We start from the raw sequence: 26,009 nt of genomic DNA, 5'->3' as shown, positions 1-26,009 counted from the left end.
GTTCAGTGCGAAGCGACAGGTAATCGCAAGCCGGTTTTCTTCAGGATGCGGCTGCTCACCAGCATCTCGTCGGCAACACAGGCCTCGCCCAACAAATAGCGCAGGTGCTCGCGGTAGCTGTTGATCTCATCGCGGCTGCGGCCATGCACCATGGCGAACAGGTTGTAGCGCCATCCGGTTCGGCGCGGGCGGCGATAGCAGTGGCTGACGAAAGGCTGCGCGCCGATCAGCGCGCCGAGGCGCGTTATGTCGGTGTCGCGCACATCCCAGACCGTCATGCCGTTGTGGCGATAGCCCAGTCGGTAGTGATTGGGTACGGCGGCAATGCGCCGAATCGCGCCCTCGGCCTGCAAGCGCTTAAGCAGGTCCAGGGTGGATTCGATGCTTAATCCCAGTTGTTCGGCGAGCCATGCCCACGGGTCATCCAGCAACGGCAGACCGGCCTGGGTCAACGCAATCAGACGCTGGGCGAGGGTGTCTTCAGACCGGGAAATACAGACCGACATGGTAAGTCTCCTCTTTAGGCAGGTTGAGCAGGGGCAGGCCGGTCAGGGTTTCGATGCGCTGCAGCGTCTCGGCGATGCCTTCTTCGGTCGCGCAGCCAAGCACGAACCACATGTTCCAGGCGTGTTCGCGTCGGTAGTTGTGCGCCACTTCCGGCAGGCCATTGAGCTGTTCGGCGACGTCATCGAAACGTTCTTCCGGCACCGCCAACGCGGCGAGGGTGAAGGCGCCGCCCAGCCGTTCAATGTCGAACATCGGGCCGAAGCGTGTGAGCACGCCATCAGCGAGCAGGGTGTGCAATCGGTCGAGCAGTTCAGTGCTGCTGCTCTGCAGTTCGGCCGCCAATACCCGCCAGGGGTGGCGCACCAGCGGCAAGCCCAATTGCAAACGGTTGATCAGTCGGCGGTCGAGGTCATCCATGGGTCGCTGCTCCGGTGCGCGAGGGCGCAAAACGGCCGCCGCACTGTTTGAAGACCTGGGTGCTGAACAGTAATTGATGGGGCAGGTCGCTCAGTAGATGCTCCTCCAACAACGCCTGGATCTGCGCCTCAACCTGCTCACGTTGACGCCCGTGCACCATGCAAAACAGGTTGTACCGCCACTGCGGCAGGCGCCGGGGCCGTTGATAGCAGAGGTTGATGCCGGCCGCTCGCCCCAGGCGCTGGCCGACTTCGTCAATCAGCGCATCGGGAACATCCAGCACCAGCATGGCGTTGGCGGTAAAGCCCAGTGCGCGATGGTGTAGCACCAGGCCGATACGGCGAAACAGCCCTTGCTCGCTCCATTGGCGCATCTGTTCGAGCACTTGGTTTTCGTCAGCGTTGAGCCGTTCGGCGAGAGCCTGATACGGGCGCGACACCAGCGGCAACCCGCCTTCGAGGTGCTGGCGCAACGCCAATGCTTGTTTGGGGTTCAATCCTGGTGTCATGAGTTTTCTCCCAGGGCAAAGCCCAGGTCGATGCGGTAGGCGGTCAACATCGGCAGGTCCAGCGGCATGAGGCCGGTGTCGTCCTCCAGTTCCTTGAGCACGCGGTCGATGTGTTGGCGATCAGGGCCGGTCAGCACAAACCACAGGTTGTAGAAATGTTCCCGTGCGTAGTTGTGATTGACCTCCGGGTACTGACTGACGCGATCGGCCACCTGTTGCAGGCGGTCGGCGGGCACGGCGAGGGCGGCGAGGGTGCTGGCCCCGGCGCGGCTGTGTTCGAACACCGGGCCGATGCGTGAGAGGGTGCCGGCCTGATCCATTTCTTCCAGGCAGGCCATCACCTGGGACTCGCGGCAACCGAGAATCCTGGCCATCTCCTTGTACGGTGACGGACACAGCGGCATGCCGTGCTGAAAGCGGTCGATGAGTTGGCGACTGAGCAGCTCAAGGTTCATTTCAATACCCCATTTTCTGCGCACGACTGCTGAAGAAGATGCCGCTCGGTGCTCTGGCGGGCAGGGTGCTCAGCAGCTCCAGGCGGTACGGATCCCAGATCTGGACTTGATCACCGTCGCGTAATGACAGCCACAATTGGTCGCCGCGTGCGGTGAATTCCATGTGCAGCACCGCTGGCCCGGGGCGCAGATCGGCGACCACGGCGTGGGTTTCGGTGTCGATGACCTGAACCCGATCGTTGTCCGGGTAGGCGAAATTGACCCACAGCTGCCGACCGTCCGGGCGCGACGTGACGAACACCGGTTGGCCGGCCACCGGAATCACGGCGGTCTGCTGCCAGGTGCGTGAATCCATCACCAACACTTGATGCCGGCCGACGGCGGGCACGAAGGCCTGGTTGTCGGCGACAGCCCAGCCTTCCAGGTGCGGCATCTTGTAGACCGGGAGTTTCGCCTGACCGCGTCCGTAATCGCCGAGTACTCGCTGCACGCCGCGTTCTGGATGCCAGAGGTCGAGTTGGGCCATGCCGTCTTCACCGAACAGGCCGGCCATGTAATAGCGTCCGTCCGGGGTGATCAAGGCGTCGTAGGGTTGCTGGCCGATACCGGTGAAACGGCTGATCTGTGGCGTGCTGCCCTGACTGAAATCGGCGATCCAGATCTCGCCGGTATCGAACAGGCTGAAGACAAAGCATTGCCCCGGCGCGTCGACCAGGCCGACCACCCGGGAGCGCTTGGTGCCATCGGCCAGTGGCGTGGCCGGGATATCGGCCACCAGTTGCAGGGTATCGGCATCGAACACCTTGACCCCGCCGGGCACGTAGTTGGACACGGCGATCAGCTTGCCGTTCTGACTGATGGCGCCACCAATGCTGTTGCCACCCTGGATGACGCGATGATCGATACGCCAGGTCAGCAAGTCGATTTTGCTCAACCCGCCGTCGCGCCCGAACACATAGGCGTAGCGCTGGTCACGGGAGAACACCACCGAGGCATGGGACAGGTCGCCGAAACCCTCGAGTCGGGCCAGCGCGGTGTGGGTGTCGCTTTCGATGATTTGTACGCTTGCGGTGGCGCGCTCCACGACCAGTCCCAAGTCGCCGGTGCCACGCAATGGTGGCTGAACGCAAGCGGACAACAACAGCCCGGTCGCCGCTGACAGCAGGATTGAACGGATCATGGTGCGGGATATCCCTGGAGAAGTAGATCGACCAGCCAACGGATGTCGCCGGGGCTGAGCAGCGGAGCCCAACCGGGCATCGCGGTGCCGGGCCGGCCTTGGGTGACGGTGGCAATCAGGCTGTCCCTGGATTTGCCGGCCAGTGCTGCGTGCGTCAGTTCTGGGCCAAGCCCGCCAGTCAGGTGCAGTCCATGGCAGGCGCCGCAGTCCTGGGTCAGCAAGTGTTCGAGTTGTGCCTGACGCTGGGCGTCCGGCGCCGCAACCGCGGTTGCGCAAATGAGGAGGAGGGCCGCCAGAATCACAGCGTGTCGATACACCATCAAGACGCCCTCCTGGCGGTTATTTGAGTGTCAGTACCCAAGTCGCGAGCGTTTTCGCTTCTTCTTCAGTCACCGGGTTGGCCGGCATGGGCATCGGCCCCCAGTTGCCTTGTGTACCGTTCTTGATGTGGCTCGCGAGGGTGTCCACGGCTCCGGTTACGCCAGCGTTCTTGGCCGCTACATCCTTGAGCGCAGGGCCGACAATCTTGGTGTCGATGGAATGACAGGCTGCGCAGGGTTTGCTCTTGAACAGCTCCAGCGCGTCTTGGGCCATGGCCGGTTGCATACTCAGCGCGGCGGTCAGGGCGAACAGTGAAAACAGAGTATTTTTCATGGTGTTTCCTTGCATTGATGGAGCTCAATAGATGTCGTGTTGGGTGTTGTAGACGTTGAACTTCCCGGTGGGTGTGATCAGTCGCTTGTCCTTGATGACTGACTTGAGCTTCAGTGTTTTGTCGTCGATCACCACCAGCGCCGACTCGTCTGCCTGGCCACTCCACACGGAGAACCAGACTTCATCGCCGGCCTTGTTGTATTCCGGTTGCACGACGCGCATGGCGCCTTGCTTGATGCCCGCGTATTCAGCGATGGGCAGTACGGTGTAGCCAGCGTCGAGTTTGTCGATGTCGAACACCGCCACCGATTGGCTGAGCCTGGCGTCCGGGTTGAGGGTGGTGTCGACGTACAGGTGACGAGAGTCGGGGTGGGTTTTGATAAACAGCGATCCGCCGCCCTGTCCCTTGAGCGAGGCGACCTGCTTCCAGGCGTATTGCGGGTGTTTGGTCGGGTCGGTGCCGATCAGCGAGATGCCGTCATCACCCAGATGGCTGGTGGCCCAGACCGGGCCATAGGTCGGGTGGATGAAGTTGGCGCCGCGACCCGGGTGAGGGGTTTTGCCGACGTCCACCAGAGCGGCCAACTTGCGCTCCTTGGAGTCGATCACGGCGACCTTGTTGGAGTTGTTGGCGGCGGTCATGAAGTAGCGGTGCGTGCTGTCCCAACCGCCGTCATGCAGGAACGGCGCGGCATCGATGTAGGTGACAGTGAGGTTTTTGATGTCCTGGTAATTGACCAGCATCACCTTGCCGGTTTCCTTGACGTTGACGATGAACTCCGGCCATTCGTGGGAGGCGATGATCGCCGCGACCCGAGGCTCCGGGTGATATTCCTGTTTGTCGACGGTCATGCCGCGGGTCGAAACGATCTGCTTCGGCTCCAGGGTTTCGCCATCCATGATGGTGAATTGCGGCGGCCAATAAGAGCCGGCGATGGTGTATCTGTCTTCGTAGCCTTTGAACTTTGAGGTCTCGACCGAGCGTGCCTCGATGCCCACTTTGACTTCGGCGACCTTGGTCGGCTCCACCGGCCAGAGGTCGATCATGTCGATCCGGGCGTCTCGGCCAATCACCAACAGGTAGCGACCCGAAGCAGAAATGCGCGAGATGTGCACCGCGTAACCGGTCTCTATCAGCTTGACGATCTTCTTGCTGTCACCGTCGATCAGGGCGATCTTGCCGTCATCGCGCAACGTCACCGAAAACAGGTTCGGCAGGTTGAGTTTGCTCAGCTGCTTCTTCGGACGATCTTCGGGTTTGACCAACACTTTCCAGGTTTTCAGCGTCTCGGCCATGCCCCATTCCGGTGGCGTCGGCGGCGTGTGCTGAATGAACTTGGCCATGACCGTGATCTGATCCTTGGTCAGCGCATTGGACGTCCCCCAGTTCGGCATGCCCGCCGGCGACCCATAGGTAATCAAGGCCTCCAGGTACGGCTGCCCGCGGTTCTGGGTAATGTCCTGCGTCAACGGTTTGCCCGTGGCCCCTTTGCGCAAAACGCCGTGGCAGCCTGCGCAGCGCTGGAAGTAGATTTCCTTGGATGAGTCGAACTCGGCCTGGCTCATGTCGGGAGCGCCGGCGGTTTTGACCATGGGCGAATTGGCCGCAGCGGCGGCGGGCTCGTCAGCGCTGGCGGCATGACTCACCGCCAGGGCCAGTGACGAACACAAAGTGGCGAGGGTCAGGGCAAACATTTTTCTGTTGCTGATCAGCATTCCATTTCTCCTCAGGCAAGACCTTTGCGATGTGCTGAAACGGCAGCGCAGAACGCAGGTTCTTAGTGCCGTGCAAGGCTATGCCCGAGCAGGCCATTGTTCGCTTGACGACGATCAAGTTTGCCGGCCATCTCACTTGCCAGGTTGTCGCAGGGGCCCGTAGCGTGTTCCTTGAATCCGCTTTTGGAACAGACAGCCCATGGACCGTAACCCGTCTTGCGAACCCTTCTATCAACCGCTCAACAATGAGGAGGCGCTGTTCGAGCAAGCCTGGCGACACGGCATGCCGGTGCTGATCAAAGGCCCGACGGGATGCGGCAAGACCCGCTTTGTCCAGCACATGGCCCATCGGCTGAAACTGCCGCTGTACACCGTGGCTTGCCATGACGATCTGAGCGCGGCCGACCTGATCGGCCGCCACCTGATCGGTGCCCAGGGCACCTGGTGGCAGGACGGACCGCTGACCCGCGCGGTGCGTGAAGGCGGCATCTGTTACCTCGACGAAGTGGTCGAGGCGCGTCAGGACACCGTGGTGGTGTTGCATCCATTGGCCGATGATCGTCGTGAACTGTTCCTGGAACGCACCGGCGAAGTGCTGAAGGCGCCGCCGTCCTTCATGCTGGTGGTCTCCTACAACCCCGGTTACCAGAACCTGCTCAAAGGCATGAAACCCAGCACCCGCCAACGTTTCGTGGCGATGCGTTTCGGCTATCCACCGGTGGCTGACGAAGAACGTATCGTGGCCCGGGAAGCCCAGGTGGACAACGCGCTGGCGACGCAAGTGGTGCGGTTGGGCCAGGCGCTGCGCCGGCTCGATCAACATGATCTGGAAGAGGTCGCCTCAACGCGGCTGCTGATTTTTACCGCGCGCATGATCCGTTCCGGCATGACCCCGCGTGAGGCCTGCATGGCCTGCCTGGCCGAGCCGCTGAGTGATGATCCGCTGACCGTTGCGGCGCTGATGGACGTGGTTGATGTGCACTTCGGTTGAGTCCAGCGGTGTGGCGCCCAGGCATTTGCCGGGCGATCTGGCGATGTGGTTTTTCATACTGGCCGAGCTGTCGGTGTTCGCCATCCTGATCCTGGCGTTCGCCGTCACCCAAGCGATCAAGCCGCAGATGTTCAGTGAAAGCCGCCTGTTGCTGAACACCTCAACCGGGTTGGCGATGACCCTGAGTCTGCTCACTGCGGGGCTGTTCGCCGCGCTGGCGCAGGAGCAAGTCAGGCGCTCACGGCCGCGTCACGGTGCGGGCTTCCTGCTGATGGCGTTACTCGCCGCCAGTGTCTACGTGGTGCTGAAACTCACGGAATACCGGCACTTGCTGGCCTCGGGGCTGGGCATTGAGCACAACACCTTTTTCACCCTCTACTGGATCCTCACCGGTTTTCATTTTCTCCACGTACTGCTCGGCATGGTCATTCTCGGGTGGCTCGCGGAGCGCTGTCGCCGTGGCTTGTACGACGCCAGCAAGCGCAGCGGGTTTGAATCCGGCGTGCTCTATTGGCACATGGTCGATCTGATCTGGGTCATGCTGTTTCCACTGGTCTACGTGCTGAGTTGACGAGGTTCTCATGTCTGTTTCCAGGGTATTGCTCGTCTGTTGGGCGGCGCTTGCCACGTTAAGTGTGTGCACAGTGGCATTGGCCCACGCTGGCGCGACATCGCTGCTGTCGATGGCCATCTTGCTGGTGGCGGTGGGCAAGGCGTGGCTGATCACCGACGGCTTCATGGAGATGCGCCATGCGCCGCGACTGTGGCGCCGGTTGATGTTGAGCTGGGCGCTGGTGTTGGCGACGGTGATCGGGATGACACTGATGTCGTTCCGCTGAAGGAATACTCATGTGGGAGCGGGCTTGCTCGCTCCCATTCGATTTGCGTTGTCAGTAATACCCGACCAAAACCATCTGTCTTTCTTGATCGCCATCAAGCAGGTTTCAACCCTTCGCTTCCTATCATGGACGGGCCAAGCAAAGAGGAAGCGACCATGTCAGAGACCTTCACCAAAGGCATGGCCAGGAATATCTACTTCGGGGGAAGCATCTTCTTCTTCCTGATATTCCTGGCCTTGACCTATCACACGGAACAGACCTTTCCGGCCCGCAGCAATGAGGCGCAGCTCACCGAATCCGTGGTGCGCGGAAAGTTGGCCTGGGAGCAAAACAATTGCATCGGCTGCCACACGCTGCTGGGCGAGGGCGCCTACTTTGCGCCTGAGCTGGGCAACGTGTTCCAGCGGCGCGGTGGGGAAGCGGGCTTCAAACCCTTTCTGCATGCCTGGATGAAAATGCAGCCACTGGGCGTACCCGGCCGGCGCGCGATGCCGCAGTTCAAGTTGAGTGACCAGGAGGTGGATGACATCGCAGAGTTCCTCAAATGGAGCTCGAACATCAACACCAATGGCTGGCCGCCAAACAAGGAGGGCTAAGCGATGAGCATTGCTAATCCGCATCTGAAATTTGCCTCGCAAGCCGTGGCCAAACCGTACTTCGTGTTCGCCCTGATGCTGTTTCTCGGTCAGGTGCTGTTCGGGTTGATCATGGGCCTGCAATACGTGATAGGGGACTTTCTGTTCCCGATCATTCCCTTCAACGTGGCGCGGATGGTGCACACCAACCTGCTGATCGTCTGGCTGCTGTTCGGGTTCATGGGCGCTGCCTATTACCTGATTCCGGAAGAGGCCGACCGCGAACTGCACAGTCCGAAGCTGGCGATCATCCTGTTCTGGGTCTTCGCCGCCGCGGGTGTGCTGACGATCCTGGGCTATCTGCTGGTGCCGTATGCCGGCCTGGCCAGGCTGACCCACAACGAACTGCTGCCGACCATGGGCCGGGAGTTCCTGGAGCAACCGACCATCACCAAGATGGGCATTGTGGTGGTGTGCTTGGGCTTCCTCTACAACATCGGCATGACCCTGCTCAAAGGTCGCAAGACCACCGTCAGCATGGTGATGATGACCGGGTTGATCGGGCTCGCGGTGTTCTTCCTGTTCTCCTTCTATAACCCCGGCAACCTGGCCCGCGACAAGTTCTACTGGTGGTGGGTGGTGCATCTTTGGGTGGAAGGCGTGTGGGAACTGATCATGGGTTCGATGCTCGCGTTTGTCCTGATCAAGATCACCGGGGTAGACCGGGAAGTCGTGGAGAAATGGCTGTATGTGATCATCGCCATGGCGCTGATTACCGGGATCATCGGCACCGGTCACCACTTCTTCTGGATCGGTGCGCCTGAGGTCTGGTTGTGGGTCGGTTCAATCTTCTCGGCACTCGAACCGCTGCCGTTCCTGGCCATGGTGATCTTCGCCTTCAGCATGGTGAAGAACCGCCGCCGGCAACACCCGAACCGCGCCGCCACCCTGTGGGCCAAGGGAACCGTCGTCACAGCGTTCTTCGGTGCTGGCGTCTGGGGCTTTTTACATACCTTGGCACCGGTCAACTTCTACACCCACGGTTCGCAACTGACGGCGGCGCACGGCCACCTGGCTTTCTACGGTGCTTACGCGATGATCGTGATGACCTTGATCAGCTACGCCATGCCACGACTGCGCGGGTTGGGTGAAGCAGGCGATGAGCGCTCGCAGACCTTCGAAATCTGGGGCTTCTGGTTGATGACCCTGTCGATGGTGATGATCACGCTGTTCCTCACCGCTGCCGGTGTCGTTCAGGTTTATCTGCAACGCTGGCAGGTCGATGGTGTCGCGTTGCCCTTCATGGCCACGGTCGAACATCTGCAGGTGCTGTTCTGGGCCCGTTTTGGCGCCGGTCTTGGTTTCCTTGCGGGACTGCTCTGTTACCTGTTCAGCTTCAAACAACGTGGCCGCGCAGCCTTGCGCGCCCCGGCGGCCGTGGTGCCTTCATGAGTCGCTGTCAAGGCTAGAAAAGGTCGGCCCGGCTGATACAGCGGGCCGTTTTTTGCTTTACAAAAAGGGCAATGATCATGGCCTTTACCGTCGAACTGGAAGAGTGGGTCGGCAGCGTCTGGCATCGCTTCATCACCCGGCGCGCCAGCCCGGATTTCCCCGAAGCACGCGTCGAACTGGCCAGCCAGCAACGTCCGCTGGCGCTGCTGTTTCGCGCCATGGGCGGCGCCAGTGGTATCGGTGTCGAAGCCGCCAGCGACCGCGATCTGCTGTTGCGGCGCAATGTGCTGCAGCAGATCGCCGGTACCTGCAAGCAAGTGCCCCTGGCGTGGTGCGACGCGAGCAACCTTCGCCTGCCGTCGAGCCTCGCGGTGTTTCCCGAAGTCGCACTGAACGAAGAACTCTATCGTTGGCTCGCCTTGCTGGCGGCACAGGCCGGCCAGATGCGGCACTGGGGCCGGGACAATCAACGCTGGACGCAACTGCTGTTAGGGCGTTATCCCGCGTTGCGTGCCCGGTACAAACGTCTGGTCGATGCTCACCTGCAATTGCGCCCGGATCCGGCCACATTGAGTAGCGGCGAAGCGGCCCTGGAACGGGCGTTATGCCAGGCGCTGCGCGAGCCCGGCAGTGTCGAACATTTCCCCCGCAGCGAACGGGCCGCGTGGCCGCTGCCGCTGTGGTTGTACCCGCCGCAAAACCTCGCGAGCCCTCAGGCTGCCGACCTGGGGGAGGAGTCCGAAGAATCGTTGACGACCCCGCCCGGTGAGCAAAAGGGCGCAAGCAAACGCGCCAAGCGGATCGATGAAAGCACCCGCGATGGCGGGTTGTTGATCGTGCGTCTGGAGAACCTGTTCAGCTGGACCGAACACGTGGACCTGGATCGCTGGTCGGACGACAGCGAGGACCCGGACGCGGCCAAAGTCGCCGAGGACCTCGACGAGTTGAGCCTGTCGCGCACCCGACTGCGCAAGGGCGGCGGCCTCAAGCTGCACCTGGATTTACCGCCGGCCGATGTCGACGATATTCCCCTGGGCGAGGGCATCAAGTTGCCGGAGTGGGACTATCGCAAACAGCAGATGCAAGACGCCTTCGTCAATCTGCAAATGATGGTGCCCCGGGACTGCGAGGCGCAGCCACTGCCGCCACGGCTGAAAGCTTCGGCGCACCGTCTGCGGCGCCAGTTCGAGCACCTGCGCAATGACCGCCAATGGTTACGCCAGCAACCCCAAGGGTCTGAACTGGATATGCAGGCCTGGCTGGATTTTCACGTTGAACGCGAGCATGGCCAGTGTGCGGAACGCGGTTTGTTCATGGAACAACGGCAGACACGCCGTGACCTGGCGTGCCTGTTGCTGGCCGATGTGTCGATGTCCACCGACGCGCACCTGAACGATGAGCATCGGGTGATTGATGTCATCCGCGACAGCTTGCTGCTGTTCGGTGAGACCCTGTCGGTGCTCGGTGATGATTTCGCCCTGTACGGGTTTTCCTCGTTGCGCCGTCATCAAGTGCGGATGCAGGAACTCAAGTCTTTCACCCAGCGTTATGACGACAACACCCGCGGTCGTATTCAAGGGCTCAAACCGGGTTATTACACGCGCATGGGCGCCGCCATCCGCCAGGCCACCCAACTACTGGGCGAGAGCAAGCGCCGCAGCAAACTGTTGCTGCTGCTCACGGATGGCAAACCAAACGATCTGGACTTGTACGAGGGACGTTACGGCGTTGAAGACACCCGCGAAGCGGTGCTGGAGGCGCGGCGCAAGGGGTTGACGCCGTTCTGCATCACGATTGATCGCGAGGCCGGGGAATACCTGCCTTACATGTTCGGCGCCAATGGCTACACCTTGATCCGTCAGCCCGAGCAATTACCCCTGCGATTGCCGCAGCTGTACCGCCAGTTGACCCAACCTTGAGGGGGGCACGCAGCATCAACTGCTGCCGCGTGGCAGCCAGAAAAACATCGCCACGCAGAAGATCGTCAGGCCAATGCAGAACCACGTGAATCGGCGCAGCCGACGTTGCGCCGCGTGTGCGGCCAATACCGGCAGGGGCATGCCGCACTGGAGGCACTCGGTTTCTTGTGCGGGGTTGGCGCGTTGGCAATACAAACAGACGGGCAGGGCACTCACTCGAACTGTTCCAGGCGCAGACGATCAAGAATGGCGATCTGGCGGCCGTCCTGGGTGATGATGTTTTCATCGATCAGGCGACGGATGATCCGCGAAAAGGTTTCCGGCTGGATCGACAGGTGCCCGGCAATCAGTTGCTTGGCCATTGGCAGTTCGAATTGGCTGCCAACGGTTTGCTGGCGCACCAGTTGCGTCAGCAGATAACGCACGACCCGGTGGGTGGCGTTTTTCAGTGACAGGGTTTCGATTTCGTTGACCCGTTGATGCAAGCGAACGCACAGCTTGCCGAGCAGCGCAAAGGTCAGTCGGCTGTTACTTTGCAGCAGGCGCATATAGGTGTTGTTGGATAACCGATAGAGCTGAGTGGGGCAGATCGCTTCGGCCGAGGCCACATAGTTCGGGGTGTCCATCAGCATCATCGCTTCGGCGAAGGTTTGCCGGTCACCAATGACCTCAAACACTTTCTCCTGCCCGTCGGGCGTCAGGCGATAGATTTTCACCGCGCCGGCAATCACGAAATAGAACGAGTCAGCCGGCTCGCCCTGACGGAACAACGGTTCGCCTTTGTCGATGCTCAGCAAATGGCTGGTACTCATCAACTCATCCAGCTGTTCTTCGTTCAACGGCTCGAACAAGTGATGACTGCGCAGAATCTGGTGATGGACGCGATGAAGCACCATAAGAATTCATCCTGAAGTTTGAAGAGGGGATGGCGATCAAGTCAAACGAGGCCCAGCGAGACACCGCTGGCCAACGCCAGCACCGAGGTCAGCACCACAAACCAGGCCAATGGCTGGATGACTTTTTTCATGACGACTCCTGGAGATCGAGAAGGATCAGGTTTTCCTTGATTTCTGAACCATTGAGCAAGACGCGGGCCATGCCTGGAGTCCGTTGTTTACTGGGGTTGTCAGATAGGAGGGTGAAAACGACCACGGAGTTTAGGGTTGAAATAACCCTTAAATGGTCATTTCTACCCTGAGCCGGTCCCACAGGGGGCAGGTCCTCTCACCACAGCGGGCGAATGAACATCAGGGCACGGCCCTTGCACACTTGATCTGCGACAAAGGCAATTAATCGTCAATACCCGATGATTGCCCCCGGACTTGCCTCGACGCGTGTGGGTTGGCGTCAGGTCAGCAGCAAGGTAAAGGAGTAGCTTTATGCAAGTGCTTGACCGCCGTAAAGCGATGGCTATCGCGCCGCTGTTGCGTTTGGCCTTTCGGCCATTTTTCCTCGCCGGCTGCCTGCTGGCGGTGCTGGTCATTCCGCTCTGGCTGTTCGCCTTCAGTGGTGAGCTTTCCGGCTGGAAGCCGGCGGGTGGCTGGCTGGGCTGGCATCGACACGAATTGCTGTTCGGATTCGGCTTGGCGATCATCGCCGGCTTTCTGCTGACGGCGGTGCAGACCTGGACCGGTCGCCCCGGCATCAGCGGGCAACCACTGGCCATGCTGGCGCTGCTGTGGTTGTTGGCGCGCGTGGCCTGGCTGGTCAATGCACCGTTGCCGGTGCTCGCGGTGCTGGAACTGGCGTTCCCGCTGGCGGTGGCTGCGCTCATGGGATTCACCTTGTGGAAGGTGCGGCAGAAACGTAACTACCCCATAGCGGTGGTGTTGCTGCTGTTAGCGGCGGCCGATGGGTTGTCCCTGTATGGTCTGGTCGAAGGTCATGAAGGCTGGCAGCGTCAAGGCGTGTTGACGGGTATGTGGCTGGTGGCGGCAATGATGGGTTTGATCGGTGGGCGCGTCATTCCGTTCTTCATCCAGCGCGGCCTCGGCAAGGTCGAGGGCGTTACCCCTTGGCCGTGGCTGGATTGGCTGCTGCTGATTGGCTCACCGCTGGTGGCGTTGCTCTATGCCGCGGGACCTGCGCTTGCCCCCGATTTCTGGGTGGGCCTGTTGTTCGCTGTGTTGGCCGCTGGGCATCTGGTGCGCCTGGTGCGCTGGCATGATCGCGCCCTCTGGCATGTGCCGTTGTTGTGGTCGTTGTACCTGGCTTATGCCTGGCTGGCGGTGGCCTGTCTCGGGATGGCGCTGTGGCATTTCGGTGTGCCGATCAATCCGAGTCTGGCGGTGCATTGCCTGACCATTGGCGCCATGGGCGGCCTGGTGCTGGCGATGATTGCACGGGTCAGCCTGGGGCATACCGGCCGCGCGCTGGAGCCGCCGACGGGCATGACCCTGGCGTTCATTCTGCTCAACCTGGCCTGTCTGAGCCGGGTCGTGTTGATCCTGTTTTTCCCCTTGCCGGCGTTGTGGCTGGCCGGTCTGTGTTGGGTGCTGGCGTTTGCGCTATACGCCTGGCGCTATGGGCCGATGCTGTTGCAGTCCCGGGTGGACGGCCATCCGGGCTAAGCACGCTAACTGATGGAGGCTGCCGGTGATGTATCCCTTTTTACTGGTCACCCACTTGCTGGCGGCGATTGCCTTCATCGGCACGCTGTTTTTCGAGGTGGTGATCTGGCACAACGCCCGCCAGCAGGTGGCGGTTAGCGCGCAAACGAGCGCCGATCAAGCGATTGCAGTGCGTTCGCGCAAGGTGCTGCATGGCGTGGTGCTGCTGTTGTATGGCGCCGGTATCAGCCTGGCGTGGCAACACCGGGGTGTATTGAGTCAGCCGCTGGCGAGCAGTTTTGGTACGTTGCTGAGCCTGAAGATCATCCTGGCCCTGAGCATCATCGGCCATTACTTTCTGCTGGCGTACTGGCTGAAAAGCGCACGCCTGACCACGACCCGCGCCACTTGGATTCGCCGCAGCATCCTCGGGCACATGGTGTTGATCGTGATCCTGGCCAAGGCCATGTTCTATTGGCACGGTTGATCGCGCTGGAAAACCCGTAACCCTGTAACGGCGCCATTCGCGAGCTGGCTCGCTCCCACATTGGGATACCGTTCCCCTGTGAGAGCGAGCTGGCTCGCGAAAGCTGTGTCACTGGTTTTGTATGACCCGCAATCGATCAATGGCGAGGTTTAAGTGCGTTGACGAACAACACGTTGTTTTCCAGATGGATGTGTTGCATCAAGTCATCACGGAACTCCAGCAGCCCGCGATACAGGGCACGCCAGGTATTACAGGCATCGGCCGGCGGGGTGATGTTGTTGGTCAGCGCAAGCAGCCTTTCCAGTGCTTCGCCATGTTGATCATGTTCAAAGCGCAGCACCTGGATCGGCGGTGCGGCCTGAGGGCCGATGCCTTGTTGCAGCATCGGGAAGAGCACTTGTTCTTCCTTGAGCATGTGGCCTTCAAGTTCTTGTTGCATGTCGGTCAAGAGATCGGCCAGGCCGTTGGGGCAACTGCTGCGGGCACCATGGACCTGTTCGACGCGGCGGGCCAGACGAATCAGTTCCGGCAGTTGTTCGCGATGGCGGGCGTGGTAGCGCGCCAGAAGATGGGCGATCAACAGCTCCGAGGGTTCGTTGCGCCAGTCGTGCTGGGTTTCGCCGGTGTCCTGCAGCCGGTGCAGCGCATCGGCAATCAGGGCCGGATCGAGGCCTTTGCCAGCGGCCGCTTCAAGCAGGCTTTTATGCCCGCCACAACAGAAGTCCAGTTTAAAGGTGTGAAAAATCCGTGTGGCGCCGGGAATGTCGCACGCCAGTTGGCCGAGGCTTTGTTCCAATAGAGTCAGGCTCATCAGGGGTTCCTTGTTTGGATTTCAACGGTTCCCCAGGCTCATTGCACCCGGCATGCCATATTTAACGCATTGAAAAATATGGCTTAATTTTTAGTTGTGGTGATAGACACCCGGACGCTTTAGGGTGAATCCAACCATAGAGGGTAATAACTACCATGCTGCGTGAAAGCCTGGCGGCCGACCTGATCGTCGAGTTGCCGAATGCTGTGCGGTTGCAACGTTTGGTCCAGACCCTGCGCGAGTACTTCAACAGTGGCGCCGTGGGATTGCTGCGTCTGGATGACGACAGCCTCAGGCCGGTCGCGACGGTGGGGCTGGTGCATGAAGCGTTGGGCCGCCGGTTTGTCATCGCTCAGCATCCGCGGCTGGCGGCGATCATGGCGTCGCGCGAACCCACCTGGTTCGAGCCCGACAGTCGGCTGCCGGATCCCTATGATGGCTTGCTCGACAATCACGCCGGCGAACCGATGCCAGTGCATGACTGCATGGGCGTGAGCCTGTATGTGGAAGGTCGGATCTGGGGGGCGATCACCCTCGATGCGCTGCATGCCGGGACCTTCGACAGCCGTGCGCGGGAAGAACTCAAGCGCTGCACCTTGCAGATCGAAGCCGCCGTGCGAGTCACCCGACTGGAACAGGAAAACCGCAGCCTGCGCTTGTCCCGCAGCGATATTCAAGACGTACGCAGACCGGCAGACGAAGGCGAAATCCTCGGGCAAAGTGAAGTGCTGCACCAGTTGCTCAATGAACTGGATGTACTGGCCGATTCCGAGCTGCCGGTGTTGCTGCTGGGCGAGACCGGCGTCGGCAAAGAGCTGTTCGCCCGGCGCTTGCATCGTCTGTCGCGTCGCAGTCATAAGCCGCTGGTGCAGGTCAACTGCGCGGCTTTGCCGGAGTCTCTGGCGGAAAGTGAATTGTTCGGCCATGTCAAAGGCGCGTTTTCCGGCGCCACCAGTGACCGTGCCGGGCGTTTCGATGCGGCCAACGGCGGCACGCTGTTTCTCGATGAAGTGGGTGAATTGCCATTGGCTGTGCAGGCGAAACTGCTGCGCACCCTGCAGAACGGCGAGATCCAGCGCCTCGGCGCCGACAAGCCGTTGCACGTGGATGTGCGCATCATCGCCGCGACTAACCGGCACCTGCCGGACAGCATCCGCGATGGCTTGTTTCGGGCGGATCTGTATCACCGGCTCTCGGTCTATCCGGTGCCGATTCCGCCGTTGCGCGAGCGGGGTAACGATGTTTTGATGCTGGCCGGGCACTTCCTTGAGCTGAATCGGGCGCGGCTTGGCTTGCGCGGTTTGCGTCTGTCGCCGGCCGCCGAGCGCGCGCTGCTGACTTACAGCTGGCCGGGCAACGTGCGCGAGCTGGAACATGTGATCAGCCGAGCCGCGTTGAAGACGCTCAGCCGCGGCACGAGTCGTACCCTGATCATGACGCTGGAACCCGAGATTCTGGACCTCGACAGTGCCATGGGCGGGCAGGGCGTGGTCGTCGAAAGTCCTCTGGACGAAACGGCTGACGCGCCGTTCCAGCCCCTGGGGGAAGCGGTCGACGATTACCAGCGCAAGAAAATTCTCCAGGCCTTGAGCCTGTCCGGGGATAACTGGGCCAGCGCCGCGCGGATCCTGGAAATCGATCCCAGCAACCTGCACAAACTGGCGCGGCGGTTACGCCTCAAGTAAGGCTGGGCATGCTCAGTGTTGATGGTGATCAAGGTGCTGTTGCGCGAAGTCTCGCACGCTGGGCAGAACCTTTTCGGAGATCACCCTCATGCCGCTTTCCCTGGCACAGATGCGCCGCAACTACACCCTTTTTGGCCTGCAAGACGAGGCGGCGCTGGACGACCCGCTGGCCATGTTCCGACAGTGGATGCAACTGGCCCGCGACACCGAGCGCGCGCCTGTCGAAGCCAACAGCATGGTGTTGGCGACCGTCGACAGTGAAGGTCGCCCGCACTGTCGGGTCCTGCTGCTCAAGGGCTTTAGTGATGAAGGCTTCACGTTTTTCGGTCATTACCAGAGCGACAAGGGGCAGCAATTGGCTGCTAATCCGTATGCTGCGATGACCTTTTTTTGGCCGGGGCTGGAGCGTCAGGTGCGGATCGAGGGGCAAGTGTCCAGGCTCGCCCCGACGCTGTCGGATGCGTACTTCGATTCCCGCTCACAGGACAGTCGCCTGGGCGCCTGGGCCTCACCGCAAAGCCGACCATTGGCCAATCGGGCCGAGCTTGAGTCGCTGTTGATACAAACCACCCAACGGTTTGCCGGCCAGGCCGTGCCGCGGCCCGAGCACTGGGGCGGCTACTGCTTGCAGCCTGATCGCCTGGAATTCTGGCAAGGCCGTGCCGACCGCTTGCATGACCGTCTCGATTACCGGTTGCGCGATGGCGTATGGCAACGGAACCGCTTGGCACCTTGAACCCGCAGAACGCGCAGCGATGGAGAACAATGTGGGAGCGAGCCTGCTCGCGATAGCAGTGGGTCAGTCGACATCAATATTGCCTGACAAGCCGCTATCGCGAGCAGGCTCGCTCCCACAGGTATCGTGTGGCCTACACGTTCTTCATATGTCCCTGTAGAGGTACCTCCTTGGAGGAATAGGCTCATCGGGAATTCCAGTTCAGGCTTTGCCCCATACCCTCATTTACGGGAAGGCTTGGATATGGCCCATCTGGCGCAACGCACGTTTGAACCCCTGAACATTGCCGTGCTGACCATCAGCGATACGCGCACCTTTGACACCGACACCTCGGGGCAGACCCTCACGGATTTGCTGCAAACGGCCGGGCATGTATTGATCGATCGTGGTCTGGTCAAGGACGACATTTATCAGATCCGCGCCAAGGTTTCCCACTGGATCGCCGACCCCAAGGTGCAGGTGGTATTGATGACCGGCGGCACCGGTTTCACCGCGCGCGACAACACACCACAAGCGGTTTTGCCGTTGCTGGACAAACACGTGGAAGGCTTCGGTGAACTGTTCCGTCAGGTGTCCCTTGCGGAAATCGGCATGTCCAGCCTGCAATCCCGGGCATTGGCAGGGATGAGCAATGGCGTGCTGGTGTGCTGCGTTCCGGGTTCGCCGGGCGCGTGTCGAACGGCCTGGAACCAGATCCTGCTCGAACAGCTGGACAGCCGCACCGGCCCATGCAATTTCGCCCCCCATTTGAAACCGCAAGGGCAACGGGTCGTCGACGCCTGCGAGACCCGCTCATGACTGGCCGGGTGTGTGACCTTGGTCACTTGATGCCGGTGGACGAGGCCATCAATCGTTTGCTGGACCAGGCACCGCCGCCGCCCCTGGCGCAAAAGATCGACCTGGATCAAGCCTTGGGTCGGGTGCTGGCGGCGGACATTCATTCCCCCGTCAACCTGCCGGCCTGGGACAACAGCGCCATGGACGGTTATGCCCTCAGGGCCGCTGACCTGCCGCCGGAGGGTGGCTGGTTGTTGATTGGCGGACGAATCGCAGCGGGGGATTCGGCGTGCTCACCGTTGCTCGCGCAGCAAGCAGTGCAGATTTTTACCGGTGCACCATTACCTGCAGGCGCCGACACCGTGGTGCCGCAAGAGCGTTGTCGGATCGAGGGCAAGCGCGTGTGGTTCCCGCCCGTCAATACTGGCGATCACGTGCGCAAAGAAGGTGAGGAGGTTCGCCGGGGCGACCTGTTAATCCAGGCCGGCAAACGTCTGCGTGCGCAAGAAGTGGGATTGCTGGCTGGCGCTGGTATCGGGCGGGTCGAGGTCTATCGACCGTTGCAGGTGTGCTTGCTCAGCAGTGGCAACGAACTGCGTGAGCCGGGTGATTCATTGGCGCCCGGGCAGATTTACAACAGCAATCGCTACTGCCTCGCCGCGTTGTTGAGCGGTTGGGGGGGCGAGGTGCATGACTATGGCGTCATGGCCGACGAGTTGGCCGCCAGCCGGCATGCGTTAAGCCTGGCGTCTTCGGAATGCGACCTGTTGTTGAGTTCGGGGGGCGTCTCGGTGGGTGAGGAAGATCACCTCAAACAAGCGATCGAGGAACTCGGCAGCCTGGATTTCTGGCGGCTGGCCATTCAGCCGGGCAAGCCGCTGGCCTTCGGCGAAGTCGCCGGCAAACCCTGGATCGGCATGCCGGGCAATCCTTCGGCGGCGCTGATTACCGCGTTGGTGGTGGTGCGCCCGTTCCTGCTCAGGGCCCAGGGCGTCAGCGATGTGTTGCCGGCGCCACTGGCCGTGCCCGCCGGGTTCGATTGGTTGCAGCGCAACAAACGTCGGCAGTACCTGCGGGCACGGCTGACACCCGGTGCTGATGGTCAGTTGAGCGTGGAGCTGCACCCCCAGCAAAGCTCGGCGATGTTGACCGCCGCGTGCTGGGCCGATGGCCTGGCGGTGATCGAGTGCGAGCAGCAAGTGCTCAAGCACGACAACGTGATGTTCCTGTCCTTCGCCGACCTGATGCATTGATCGCAATTGATTGCCGTCAAGGCTGTGCCTGCCGGTTTCGCTAGACTGGCAGCGCCTTTTTCGATCGCTGTACCACAGGCATCGGGGGAGGGTTCAGACGCGTTTTCCCATGAGGATTACCCATGCAACTGGTCTGCCCGGCAGGCAACCTGCCTGCGCTGAAAGCGGCGGTGCGCCAAGGCGCCGATGCCGTTTATGTCGGTTTTCGCGATGACACCAATGCCCGGCATTTTGCAGGGCTGAACATGGACGACAAACAATTCGACGCGGCGGTCGCCCACATTCGTCAGCATCAACGAAAACTCTATGTCGCGGTCAACACCTACCCGCAACCCAAGGGCTGGGAGCGCTGGCAGCGCGCGGTTGATCGCGCCGCCGATTTTGGTGTGGATGCGCTGATCGCCGCCGACCCCGGCGTACTCAACTACGCCAGCCAGCGGCATCCGCAACTGGCGCTGCACCTGTCGGTGCAGGGCTCGGCGACCCATGCCGCGGCCCTGGAGTTTTATGCGCAGCGCTACGGAATTCGTCGCGCGGTACTGCCACGGGTGTTGTCGTTGGCGCAGGTGCGTCAGGTCGCTGCAAGCAGCCCGGTGCCCATCGAAGTCTTTGGCTTCGGCAGCTTGTGCATCATGGCTGAAGGGCGTTGCCATCTGTCTTCGTACATTACCGGTGAGTCGCCGAACCTCTGTGGCGTCTGTTCGCCGGCCAAAGCGGTGCGCTGGAGCGAAGACGCCGACGGCTTGAGTGCACGGCTCAGTGAAGTGCTGATCGACCGTTACACCCCTGAGGAACCCGCCGGTTATCCGACCCTGTGCAAAGGCCGTTTCCTGGTCGGCGGCAAACGCTTTCATGCGCTGGAAGAACCCACCAGCCTCGACACCCTGGACTTGCTGCCGGAATTGACGGCCATCGGCGTCGAGGCGGTCAAAATCGAGGGCCGGCAACGCAGCCCGGCGTATGTCGAACAAGTCACCCGTGTCTGGCGTGCGGCGCTGGATGCCCATCGTGGTTCGCCGGGCAGTTTTCGGGTCAAGGAGGAATGGCGCCGGGTGTTGGCCGGTTTGTCCGAAGGCAGCCAGACCACTTTGGGTGCTTACCATCGATCATGGCAATGAGGGAGGCGACATGAAGCTCAGCCTTGGACCGGTCCTGTTTTATTGGGACAAAGCGCAACTCAGCAACTTTTACGCCGAGATGTCGGCCTTGCCCCTGGATGTGATTTATCTGGGGGAAACCGTGTGCTCGAAACGCCGGTCATTTTCATTGGATCAATGGTTGGGGCTGGGGCGCGAGTTACAAGAATGCAGCCAGGCACAACTGGTTCTCTCCAGCCTGACGCTTATCGAAGCGGCCTCCGAACTCTCTAGCCTGCGGCGGCTCTGCGACAACGGCCAACTGTTGGTGGAAGCCAACGACATGGGCGCGGTGCAGTTTCTGGCCGAGCGCAAGTTGCCGTTCGTGGGCGGTCCTGCGCTGAATGTGTACAACGGGCATACGCTCACGCAACTGCTGGACGGCGGGATGACCCGTTGGGTGCCGCCCGTGGAGTGTTCGGCGACGCTGATTAGCGATGTGCTCGATCAGGTGCGGGAACTGGGTCGAGAGGTCCCGGAAGTCGAGGTCTTCGCTTATGGACATTTGCCGTTGGCCTATTCCGCACGCTGCTTCACCGCGCGGGCGGAAAACCGGCCCAAGGACGACTGCCAGTTTTGCTGCATCAACTACCCCGACGGCCTGCCGCTGACCAGTCAGGAAGGGCAGGCACTGTTCACCATTAACGGCATTCAAACGATGTCGGCCGAGGTGACCAATCTCCTGGCAGATTACGCAGGGCTGGTGGCCTGCGGCGCTGATTTGTTGCGACTGAGCCCTCGTTATCAAGGCATGGCGCAGGTCATTGCCGCCTATCAACGGGTTCGTCTGGGCGAGACACCGCCGGTGTTCGTCGACGGTTGTAACGGTTACTGGCATGGCCAGGCCGGCATGTTGCGCGTCGAGGAGGTCGGCCTGTGTTGAATCGGAAGAAGTGGCTGCTCAAAGGCGCCGACCGGTTGTTGCCGTTGGTGCGCCGGGTGCCTTTTGTCGTGCAGCGTCTGGCGTTGCAGCAGGCGCTCAATCGCTGCCTCGCGGAGCCGTTGCGCGACGGCGAGTTTGAAGTGTTGCGTGGGCGCTGGTTGTGCTTGCGGATTCCGGACCTGGGGTTGTCCTGGTTTCTTACGCTGACCCGTGAAGGGTTGCGAATTGCTGAACGCGCCAACGCGCATGTGACCATCAGTGGTAACTGGCGTGAGTTTTTATTGCTGGCGAGTCGTCAGGAGGATCCGGATACGTTGTTCTTTCGCAGGCGTTTGGTGATAGAGGGCGATACGGAGTTGGGGCTGGCGCTGAAGAACCTGATCGACAGCCTCGATCCCGACGTGTTGCCTGTGTGGCTGTGGCGCAATCTGGAGCGGGCAGGGAAGGGGTTGGCGGCGCAGTACAACCTGCAAACGCCGGTCAAAATGTGAGAGCGGGCTTGCTCGCGAAGGCTGTGTGTCAGTCAACATCAATGTTGAATATCAGTCCGCCTTCGCGAGCAGGCCCGCGCCCACATTAGAATGTATTTGTTCCACAGACTGGCGGGCATCACTGGCAATCAACTGCTTGATCCCTTCAAACAACTCATCCCCCTGCGCCTCCGTACAGTCCTCGCCAAAGCGTTTGCGCAACCCGTAATGGCTAAGAATCAAATGCACATCCGCGTGCAAACCATGCTGTTTCAGGCAGTTTTCGACGCATTGCAACGGACAACCATCCAAAGCAAAAATCCGCCGTCCCGAGCGTGCCTTGTTGACCAACGCCGCCACGTGCCCGCCGACCCCGACGATGCAGGACATTTCCGCCAGTCCGCTGCGATCAAGCCGCACGGCCAGGGTATTGGCCAGTTGGGCAACGTTGGAGCAGCCTGAGCAGGAGTAAATCAGGGGCAAGGTTGAACGGGACATGAGCGCTCTCCATGGATGGACATCTTCAGTGTGCAAGAGCGGTGGCATTGCGCATTGACGGCGGTCAATTACAACTATTGGAAGGCCGCAAGATCCTCTTCGGCGAGGATGCTGATGTTGCGTCGTTCCATGGCGATCAGGCCGCTGTCCACCAGGCGGTGCAAGATCCGCGAAAAGGTTTCCGGCTGAATGCCCAGCTTCGAGGCCACCAGGCGTTTGGACACCTGCAACACAATCAAACCGCTGACCGGGTTGCGTTCCTGGAACAGGAAATTGATCACCCGGCGGCTCGCACTGGCCATGGTCAAGGTGTCGATGTCGCGCAGACGCAGGTGCAGGTGGACGCTCATGCTCGCCAGGATCGCCAGGCAGACTTTCGGCTGATCTTCCAGGGCATTGCGGTAGTGGTTGCCCTCGATACTCACCAGTACGCTGTCTTTCAGCGCCGTGGCGCTGACCGGGTAGAGACGGGCCTGGCTGAACAGTAAAGCTTCGGCAAAGGTCTGGCCCGGCTGGATGATCTCCACCAGATTCTCCTGGCCTTCGCCGGTCAGCCGATACAACTTGATCTGGCCGCTGACCAGCAGGAAGAAACGCTTGGCCGGATCCCCTTGGTGCATGAGTGTGCTGTGACAACTCAGGCGCTTGAGCATCGCCAGGCCGCAGACTTCCTCGAAGATTTTCTCCGGAAGTTGGCTGAACAGATGGTGACGGCGCAACGTTAAAACGATGGAAGGGTGGGTCAGCATGGCGTACCTCCGCTGACGCTCATAGTAGAGAGTGTCGGCCGGATGACCTATGCCTCTGCCGGTCTACCTCCAAAGAGGCATACCCGTCATCCGGCATTGCGCAGATGCTCCATGGCCCATACCGCGGCCTCGACCCGCGAGCGCAAGCCGAGTTTGTGCAGCAGGTTTTTCACATGAACCTTGACCGTCCCTTCAGTGATGCCGAGCTTGTGCCCGATGACTTTGTTGCTGAAGCCGCTGGCGATGGTTTTCAGCACCTGACGTTCACGCTCGGTCAGTTCCACCACGGTCTGGCGCTGGGGTGAGCGCAGTGCCTGGGCCATGACCTGGGTCAGCCCCGGGCTGATCACCAATTCGCCGTTCAAGGCATTGCGGATGTACTGAATCAACAGCTCGGGCTCCATGTCCTTGAGCAGGTAGCCGTCGGCATCCAGACGCAGCGCGTCGCGAATATCGTCTTCGGCATCCGAGACCGTAAACAGCAGCGCCTTGCCGGTGTAGTGCATCGCCCGTAACTGGCGCAGGGTTTCAATGCCATTCATTACCGGCATGTTGTTATCGAGCAACACCAGATCCGGTTGCAGCGGCTCGATCAGTCCGAGCGCTTCTTCGCCGTTGCTGGCTTCACCGACGATCAGGAAATCATCTTCGAGTTCGAGCATCTGGCGGATGCCGTGACGCATCATCGGATGGTCATCGACCAGCAGGATGGTGTGTTGCAGGGACGGGTTCATGTGACGCTACCTTCTGTTTTTTGTCCCAGAAACTCCGGTTGGAATTCCAGTTGGACACGGGTGCCTTGCGGCTCCCTGGAGACGATTTCGAGTTGACCGCGCAAGCTGCGGGCCCGCTCATCCATGATTTTCAGGCCGTGATGCTCGCGTTGGTCGACGTTGCCGCTGAAGCCACGCCCGTCGTCTTCGACGATCAGCCTCACGGTTTCACCGTCCTGACGCAGTTGCAGCCAGGCGTTTTGCGCGTGGGCGTGACGCAGGCAATTGGAGAGTGCCTCGCGGGTGATCTGCAGAATGTGGATTTGTTCGCTGGCCGATAATTGAAAGGCCAGCGCGTCGACGTGCAGGTGCACCTGGCACTCCCCGCGACGGGAGAATTCTTCGGCGGTGTCCTTGAGCTCCTGCACCAGCCCCGCATCGTGAATCTGCAAGCGAAAGGTGGTCAGCAACTCGCGTAACTGGCGATAGGCATTGTTCAGCCCTTCGCGCAGTTCGGCGGTGACGTTCTCCAGGGTCTCGACCGGTTCGCCACGACGCATCAGGGTCTGCAGGCGGCTGACTTGCAGCTTCATGTAGGACAGGGCCTGGGCCAGTGAGTCGTGGAGCTCGCGGGCAATGATGGTGCGTTCGTCGAGCAACAGCAGGCGATGATCCTGTTCCCGTTGCCGCTTGAGCGAGAGCGAGGTGCCGATCAGGTTGGCCAGGGCCTGGATCAGTTGGGTTTCCCAGGCTTGCGTCGGGTGTCCATCGACAAAATGCGCCTTGAGCTCACCCAGTTCGCTGCCCTGGTTGCTGATGCTGAAGGTTTGCGGGCTGGCTTTATGGTGCTTCTGGCACGTGGCGCAATCGCTGCTGGCGCAGACTTCGCGGATGTTGGCGCCATGCAGGGCGAGCAACTGTTGGGCCGGTGCCTGCAATTGACCTTGCAGGCACAGCGACAGGCGCAAGCCGGGCAGGCGTTGCTGGAAGCGCCGGATCAACTCATCCAAACCTTCGGCATTGGCCAGGCGTGTAGCCAGGCTTCGACTGCTTTGGTAAAGCAATTCAAGGGCCGCATTGGCTTGTTGCAGGTTCAGGGTTTTCTGCTGGACCTGACTCTCAAGGGTGCGATGCGAGTCTTCGATCGTCTCGGCCATGGCGTTGAAACTCATGGCCAATTGGCCCAATTCGTCCTGGGACTGATGGTTGACCCGCACCTTGAAATCGCCACGACGAAAACGCTGGGTCGCGTCCACCAACTCTTTCAGGGGCGTGACCACGCCATATTGCAGTTCGTAAAGCCCAAGCAGCAGGACGATCATCGTGGTGAACAGCGCCAAGCCCTGGATAACTTGTTGCCAGCCTTGCTTCTGTTCGCTTTGGCGCTGTAACAAGTCGACGAAATGGTTCAGTTGCTCAACGAAGGGCAGGGCCTGGAGCTGAAAATAGGCGGCATCACCGCGCTCCAGTGCCGGACGCAAATCCTCGTTCCATTGTTGCTGGATTTGCCCGTAGCTGATCTGCAGCGCGGTGGTCGGGCCATCTTCCAGCACGGCTTTGAGTGACTGGCTGTTTAGACGGGTTTGCAGGCTGTCGGTGATGGCGAGGATTTCTTCACCGGTTGCCCCTGCGGCCAGTTTCCAGCTCAGGTGGTAGGTCTCCATGCGCACAGAGCCTGCGGTGTTGATGGCAGCCGCATCACCCTGGCTGAACCAGGCGATCAGTCCGGCACTCAACGAACTGGCAAGGGCGAGCACGGCGATCAGGATCACGGCCAGCCCGGCGCGAGCGGGCAGGGAGCTGCGCAACCAGCGCATCATCAGCGCAGGTCCCGGACAATTTCAGGAAAACAGAGCATGTGGAACCCCAGGTCAGGGTTTTGCCGCCGATCCAGGGCGCGCTACCTCTAAAGAGTTGTCGACTGATCCTTGTCAGCAAAAACCGCGGCGAAAAACCTTAAGACACTGATAAACAAACGGTTTTAGGGTTCTTCTGTACTACCTCCTTAGAGGTAGACCCCGCAAGCATAGGCCTATGCCCCCATGGGCT

Annotated in this window: 30 protein-coding genes; 15 read left to right on the top strand and 15 right to left on the bottom strand. The window is 60.7% G+C overall.

The features are described from left to right. Positions 1 to 2: 2 nt before the first annotated feature. Genes ACM6I5_RS11625 through ACM6I5_RS11590 form a run of 8 tightly spaced genes read right to left on the bottom strand, consistent with a single transcriptional unit; the run spans position 3 to position 5,437 of the window. Positions 3 to 506, bottom strand: coding sequence for a nitrite reductase (locus ACM6I5_RS11625; RefSeq protein ID WP_414883862.1), 504 nt, complete (start codon positions 504 to 506; stop codon positions 3 to 5). Beyond that, positions 481 to 924 carry an Lrp/AsnC family transcriptional regulator gene (locus tag ACM6I5_RS11620; protein WP_010460162.1) on the bottom strand — a complete coding sequence of 148 codons (444 nt, stop codon included), beginning with the start codon at positions 922 to 924 and terminating at the stop codon, positions 481 to 483. The genes ACM6I5_RS11625 and ACM6I5_RS11620 overlap by 26 nt, the downstream gene beginning before the upstream one ends. Then, the gene (locus tag ACM6I5_RS11615) at positions 917 to 1,432 is read right to left on the bottom strand and encodes an AsnC family protein (RefSeq protein ID WP_414883861.1); all 516 of its coding nucleotides are present in this window, start codon (positions 1,430 to 1,432) and stop codon (positions 917 to 919) included. Before ACM6I5_RS11615 ends, ACM6I5_RS11620 begins: the two co-directional genes overlap by 8 nt. Further along, on the bottom strand, positions 1,429 to 1,887 hold the full coding sequence (locus ACM6I5_RS11610) for an Lrp/AsnC family transcriptional regulator (RefSeq protein WP_414883860.1): 459 nt from the start codon (positions 1,885 to 1,887) through the stop codon (positions 1,429 to 1,431). The genes ACM6I5_RS11615 and ACM6I5_RS11610 overlap by 4 nt, the downstream gene beginning before the upstream one ends. Before the next feature lies 1 nt (position 1,888). Beyond that, positions 1,889 to 3,067, bottom strand: a complete 1,179-nt coding sequence (locus ACM6I5_RS11605; RefSeq protein ID WP_414883859.1) for a cytochrome D1 domain-containing protein — start codon at positions 3,065 to 3,067, stop codon at positions 1,889 to 1,891. Next, a complete protein-coding gene (locus ACM6I5_RS11600; RefSeq protein WP_414883858.1) occupies positions 3,064 to 3,387 on the bottom strand; it encodes a c-type cytochrome in 324 nt (107 codons plus the stop codon). The genes ACM6I5_RS11605 and ACM6I5_RS11600 overlap by 4 nt, the downstream gene beginning before the upstream one ends. Before the next feature lie 19 nt (positions 3,388 to 3,406). Beyond that, a complete protein-coding gene (locus tag ACM6I5_RS11595) occupies positions 3,407 to 3,721 on the bottom strand; it encodes a c-type cytochrome (protein WP_414883857.1) in 315 nt (104 codons plus the stop codon). Positions 3,722 to 3,745: 24 nt separating this feature from the next. After that, the gene (locus tag ACM6I5_RS11590) at positions 3,746 to 5,437 is read right to left on the bottom strand and encodes a cytochrome D1 domain-containing protein (protein WP_414883856.1); all 1,692 of its coding nucleotides are present in this window, start codon (positions 5,435 to 5,437) and stop codon (positions 3,746 to 3,748) included. A gap of 199 nt (positions 5,438 to 5,636) precedes the next feature. Between ACM6I5_RS11590 and ACM6I5_RS11585 the strand changes: the two genes are divergently transcribed. The 6 genes from ACM6I5_RS11585 to ACM6I5_RS11560 all read left to right on the top strand — a co-directional run bounded on the left by ACM6I5_RS11585 (position 5,637) and on the right by ACM6I5_RS11560 (position 11,213). Further along, positions 5,637 to 6,428 (top strand): CbbQ/NirQ/NorQ/GpvN family protein, encoded by a 792-nt coding sequence (locus ACM6I5_RS11585; RefSeq protein WP_414883855.1) that lies wholly within the window; start codon positions 5,637 to 5,639, stop codon positions 6,426 to 6,428. Further along, the gene (locus ACM6I5_RS11580) at positions 6,412 to 6,999 is read left to right on the top strand and encodes a cytochrome c oxidase subunit 3 family protein (RefSeq protein WP_414883854.1); all 588 of its coding nucleotides are present in this window, start codon (positions 6,412 to 6,414) and stop codon (positions 6,997 to 6,999) included. The genes ACM6I5_RS11585 and ACM6I5_RS11580 overlap by 17 nt, the downstream gene beginning before the upstream one ends. A gap of 10 nt (positions 7,000 to 7,009) precedes the next feature. Beyond that, on the top strand, positions 7,010 to 7,267 hold the full coding sequence (locus tag ACM6I5_RS11575; protein ID WP_414883853.1) for a cytochrome C oxidase subunit IV family protein: 258 nt from the start codon (positions 7,010 to 7,012) through the stop codon (positions 7,265 to 7,267). A gap of 155 nt (positions 7,268 to 7,422) precedes the next feature. Beyond that, positions 7,423 to 7,863, top strand: coding sequence for a c-type cytochrome (locus tag ACM6I5_RS11570; RefSeq protein ID WP_414883852.1), 441 nt, complete (start codon positions 7,423 to 7,425; stop codon positions 7,861 to 7,863). Positions 7,864 to 7,866: 3 nt separating this feature from the next. Next, positions 7,867 to 9,294 (top strand): cbb3-type cytochrome c oxidase subunit I, encoded by a 1,428-nt coding sequence (locus tag ACM6I5_RS11565; RefSeq protein WP_414880427.1) that lies wholly within the window; start codon positions 7,867 to 7,869, stop codon positions 9,292 to 9,294. 77 nt (positions 9,295 to 9,371) lie between these two features. Further along, positions 9,372 to 11,213, top strand: coding sequence for a nitric oxide reductase activation protein NorD (locus ACM6I5_RS11560; protein WP_414883851.1), 1,842 nt, complete (start codon positions 9,372 to 9,374; stop codon positions 11,211 to 11,213). A 15-nt stretch (positions 11,214 to 11,228) separates the two neighbouring features. On the opposite strand, the gene ACM6I5_RS11555 is transcribed toward ACM6I5_RS11560, so the two are convergent. Continuing rightward, complete coding sequence (locus ACM6I5_RS11555) at positions 11,229 to 11,429, bottom strand: hypothetical protein (RefSeq protein ID WP_017338889.1); 201 nt, start codon at positions 11,427 to 11,429, stop codon at positions 11,229 to 11,231. Beyond that, positions 11,426 to 12,109: a Crp/Fnr family transcriptional regulator gene (locus ACM6I5_RS11550; RefSeq protein ID WP_059182808.1), complete on the bottom strand. Its 684-nt coding sequence runs from the start codon at positions 12,107 to 12,109 to the stop codon at positions 11,426 to 11,428. Before ACM6I5_RS11550 ends, ACM6I5_RS11555 begins: the two co-directional genes overlap by 4 nt. A gap of 483 nt (positions 12,110 to 12,592) precedes the next feature. Between ACM6I5_RS11550 and ACM6I5_RS11545 the strand changes: the two genes are divergently transcribed. Both ACM6I5_RS11545 and ACM6I5_RS11540 read left to right on the top strand, forming a co-directional pair. Further along, on the top strand, positions 12,593 to 13,783 hold the full coding sequence (locus tag ACM6I5_RS11545) for an NnrS family protein (RefSeq protein ID WP_414883850.1): 1,191 nt from the start codon (positions 12,593 to 12,595) through the stop codon (positions 13,781 to 13,783). A 28-nt stretch (positions 13,784 to 13,811) separates the two neighbouring features. Continuing rightward, on the top strand, positions 13,812 to 14,249 hold the full coding sequence (locus ACM6I5_RS11540; protein ID WP_017338887.1) for a CopD family copper resistance protein: 438 nt from the start codon (positions 13,812 to 13,814) through the stop codon (positions 14,247 to 14,249). A gap of 136 nt (positions 14,250 to 14,385) precedes the next feature. Here ACM6I5_RS11540 and ytfE read toward each other — a convergent pair whose 3' ends face one another. Beyond that, positions 14,386 to 15,060, bottom strand: a complete 675-nt coding sequence (gene ytfE, locus ACM6I5_RS11535; protein WP_017338886.1) for an iron-sulfur cluster repair protein YtfE — start codon at positions 15,058 to 15,060, stop codon at positions 14,386 to 14,388. Between the two features lie 155 nt (positions 15,061 to 15,215). Here ytfE and norR point away from each other — a divergent pair, with 155 nt between their 5' ends. From norR to ubiT, 7 genes are all read left to right on the top strand, one after another. Then, the gene (gene norR, locus ACM6I5_RS11530; RefSeq protein ID WP_017338885.1) at positions 15,216 to 16,745 is read left to right on the top strand and encodes a nitric oxide reductase transcriptional regulator NorR; all 1,530 of its coding nucleotides are present in this window, start codon (positions 15,216 to 15,218) and stop codon (positions 16,743 to 16,745) included. Between the two features lie 88 nt (positions 16,746 to 16,833). Next, the gene (gene pdxH, locus ACM6I5_RS11525; RefSeq protein WP_414880431.1) at positions 16,834 to 17,481 is read left to right on the top strand and encodes a pyridoxamine 5'-phosphate oxidase; all 648 of its coding nucleotides are present in this window, start codon (positions 16,834 to 16,836) and stop codon (positions 17,479 to 17,481) included. Between the two features lie 243 nt (positions 17,482 to 17,724). Next, positions 17,725 to 18,279: a molybdenum cofactor biosynthesis protein B gene (gene moaB / locus ACM6I5_RS11520; protein WP_010460206.1), complete on the top strand. Its 555-nt coding sequence runs from the start codon at positions 17,725 to 17,727 to the stop codon at positions 18,277 to 18,279. Then, on the top strand, positions 18,276 to 19,511 hold the full coding sequence (glp, locus tag ACM6I5_RS11515; RefSeq protein ID WP_414883849.1) for a gephyrin-like molybdotransferase Glp: 1,236 nt from the start codon (positions 18,276 to 18,278) through the stop codon (positions 19,509 to 19,511). Before moaB ends, glp begins: the two co-directional genes overlap by 4 nt. 122 nt (positions 19,512 to 19,633) lie before the next feature. Beyond that, positions 19,634 to 20,629 carry a ubiquinone anaerobic biosynthesis protein UbiU gene (gene ubiU, locus ACM6I5_RS11510; RefSeq protein ID WP_010460211.1) on the top strand — a complete coding sequence of 332 codons (996 nt, stop codon included), beginning with the start codon at positions 19,634 to 19,636 and terminating at the stop codon, positions 20,627 to 20,629. A gap of 10 nt (positions 20,630 to 20,639) precedes the next feature. Then, positions 20,640 to 21,530 carry a U32 family peptidase gene (locus tag ACM6I5_RS11505; RefSeq protein ID WP_017338880.1) on the top strand — a complete coding sequence of 297 codons (891 nt, stop codon included), beginning with the start codon at positions 20,640 to 20,642 and terminating at the stop codon, positions 21,528 to 21,530. Then, the gene (gene ubiT, locus ACM6I5_RS11500) at positions 21,524 to 22,021 is read left to right on the top strand and encodes a ubiquinone anaerobic biosynthesis accessory factor UbiT (protein WP_017338879.1); all 498 of its coding nucleotides are present in this window, start codon (positions 21,524 to 21,526) and stop codon (positions 22,019 to 22,021) included. Before ACM6I5_RS11505 ends, ubiT begins: the two co-directional genes overlap by 7 nt. Before the next feature lie 51 nt (positions 22,022 to 22,072). Here the strand turns inward: ubiT and ACM6I5_RS11495 are convergent, their stop codons facing one another. The 4 genes from ACM6I5_RS11495 to ACM6I5_RS11480 all read right to left on the bottom strand — a co-directional run bounded on the left by ACM6I5_RS11495 (position 22,073) and on the right by ACM6I5_RS11480 (position 25,780). Continuing rightward, positions 22,073 to 22,498, bottom strand: a complete 426-nt coding sequence (locus tag ACM6I5_RS11495) for a putative zinc-binding protein (RefSeq protein WP_017338878.1) — start codon at positions 22,496 to 22,498, stop codon at positions 22,073 to 22,075. A 74-nt stretch (positions 22,499 to 22,572) separates the two neighbouring features. Continuing rightward, the gene (locus ACM6I5_RS11490) at positions 22,573 to 23,247 is read right to left on the bottom strand and encodes a Crp/Fnr family transcriptional regulator (protein WP_017338877.1); all 675 of its coding nucleotides are present in this window, start codon (positions 23,245 to 23,247) and stop codon (positions 22,573 to 22,575) included. 86 nt (positions 23,248 to 23,333) lie between these two features. Next, on the bottom strand, positions 23,334 to 23,981 hold the full coding sequence (gene narL / locus ACM6I5_RS11485) for a two-component system response regulator NarL (protein WP_414883848.1): 648 nt from the start codon (positions 23,979 to 23,981) through the stop codon (positions 23,334 to 23,336). Further along, positions 23,978 to 25,780, bottom strand: a complete 1,803-nt coding sequence (locus ACM6I5_RS11480; protein ID WP_414880437.1) for a HAMP domain-containing protein — start codon at positions 25,778 to 25,780, stop codon at positions 23,978 to 23,980. The genes narL and ACM6I5_RS11480 overlap by 4 nt, the downstream gene beginning before the upstream one ends. Positions 25,781 to 26,009 lie beyond the last annotated feature (229 nt).

Origin of the sequence: Pseudomonas sp. IT-P171 (assembly GCF_949767765.1) — a bacterium.
GTDB lineage: Bacteria > Pseudomonadota > Gammaproteobacteria > Pseudomonadales > Pseudomonadaceae > Aquipseudomonas > Aquipseudomonas fluorescens_B.
This window is presented reverse-complemented; position numbering and strand designations above follow the sequence as displayed.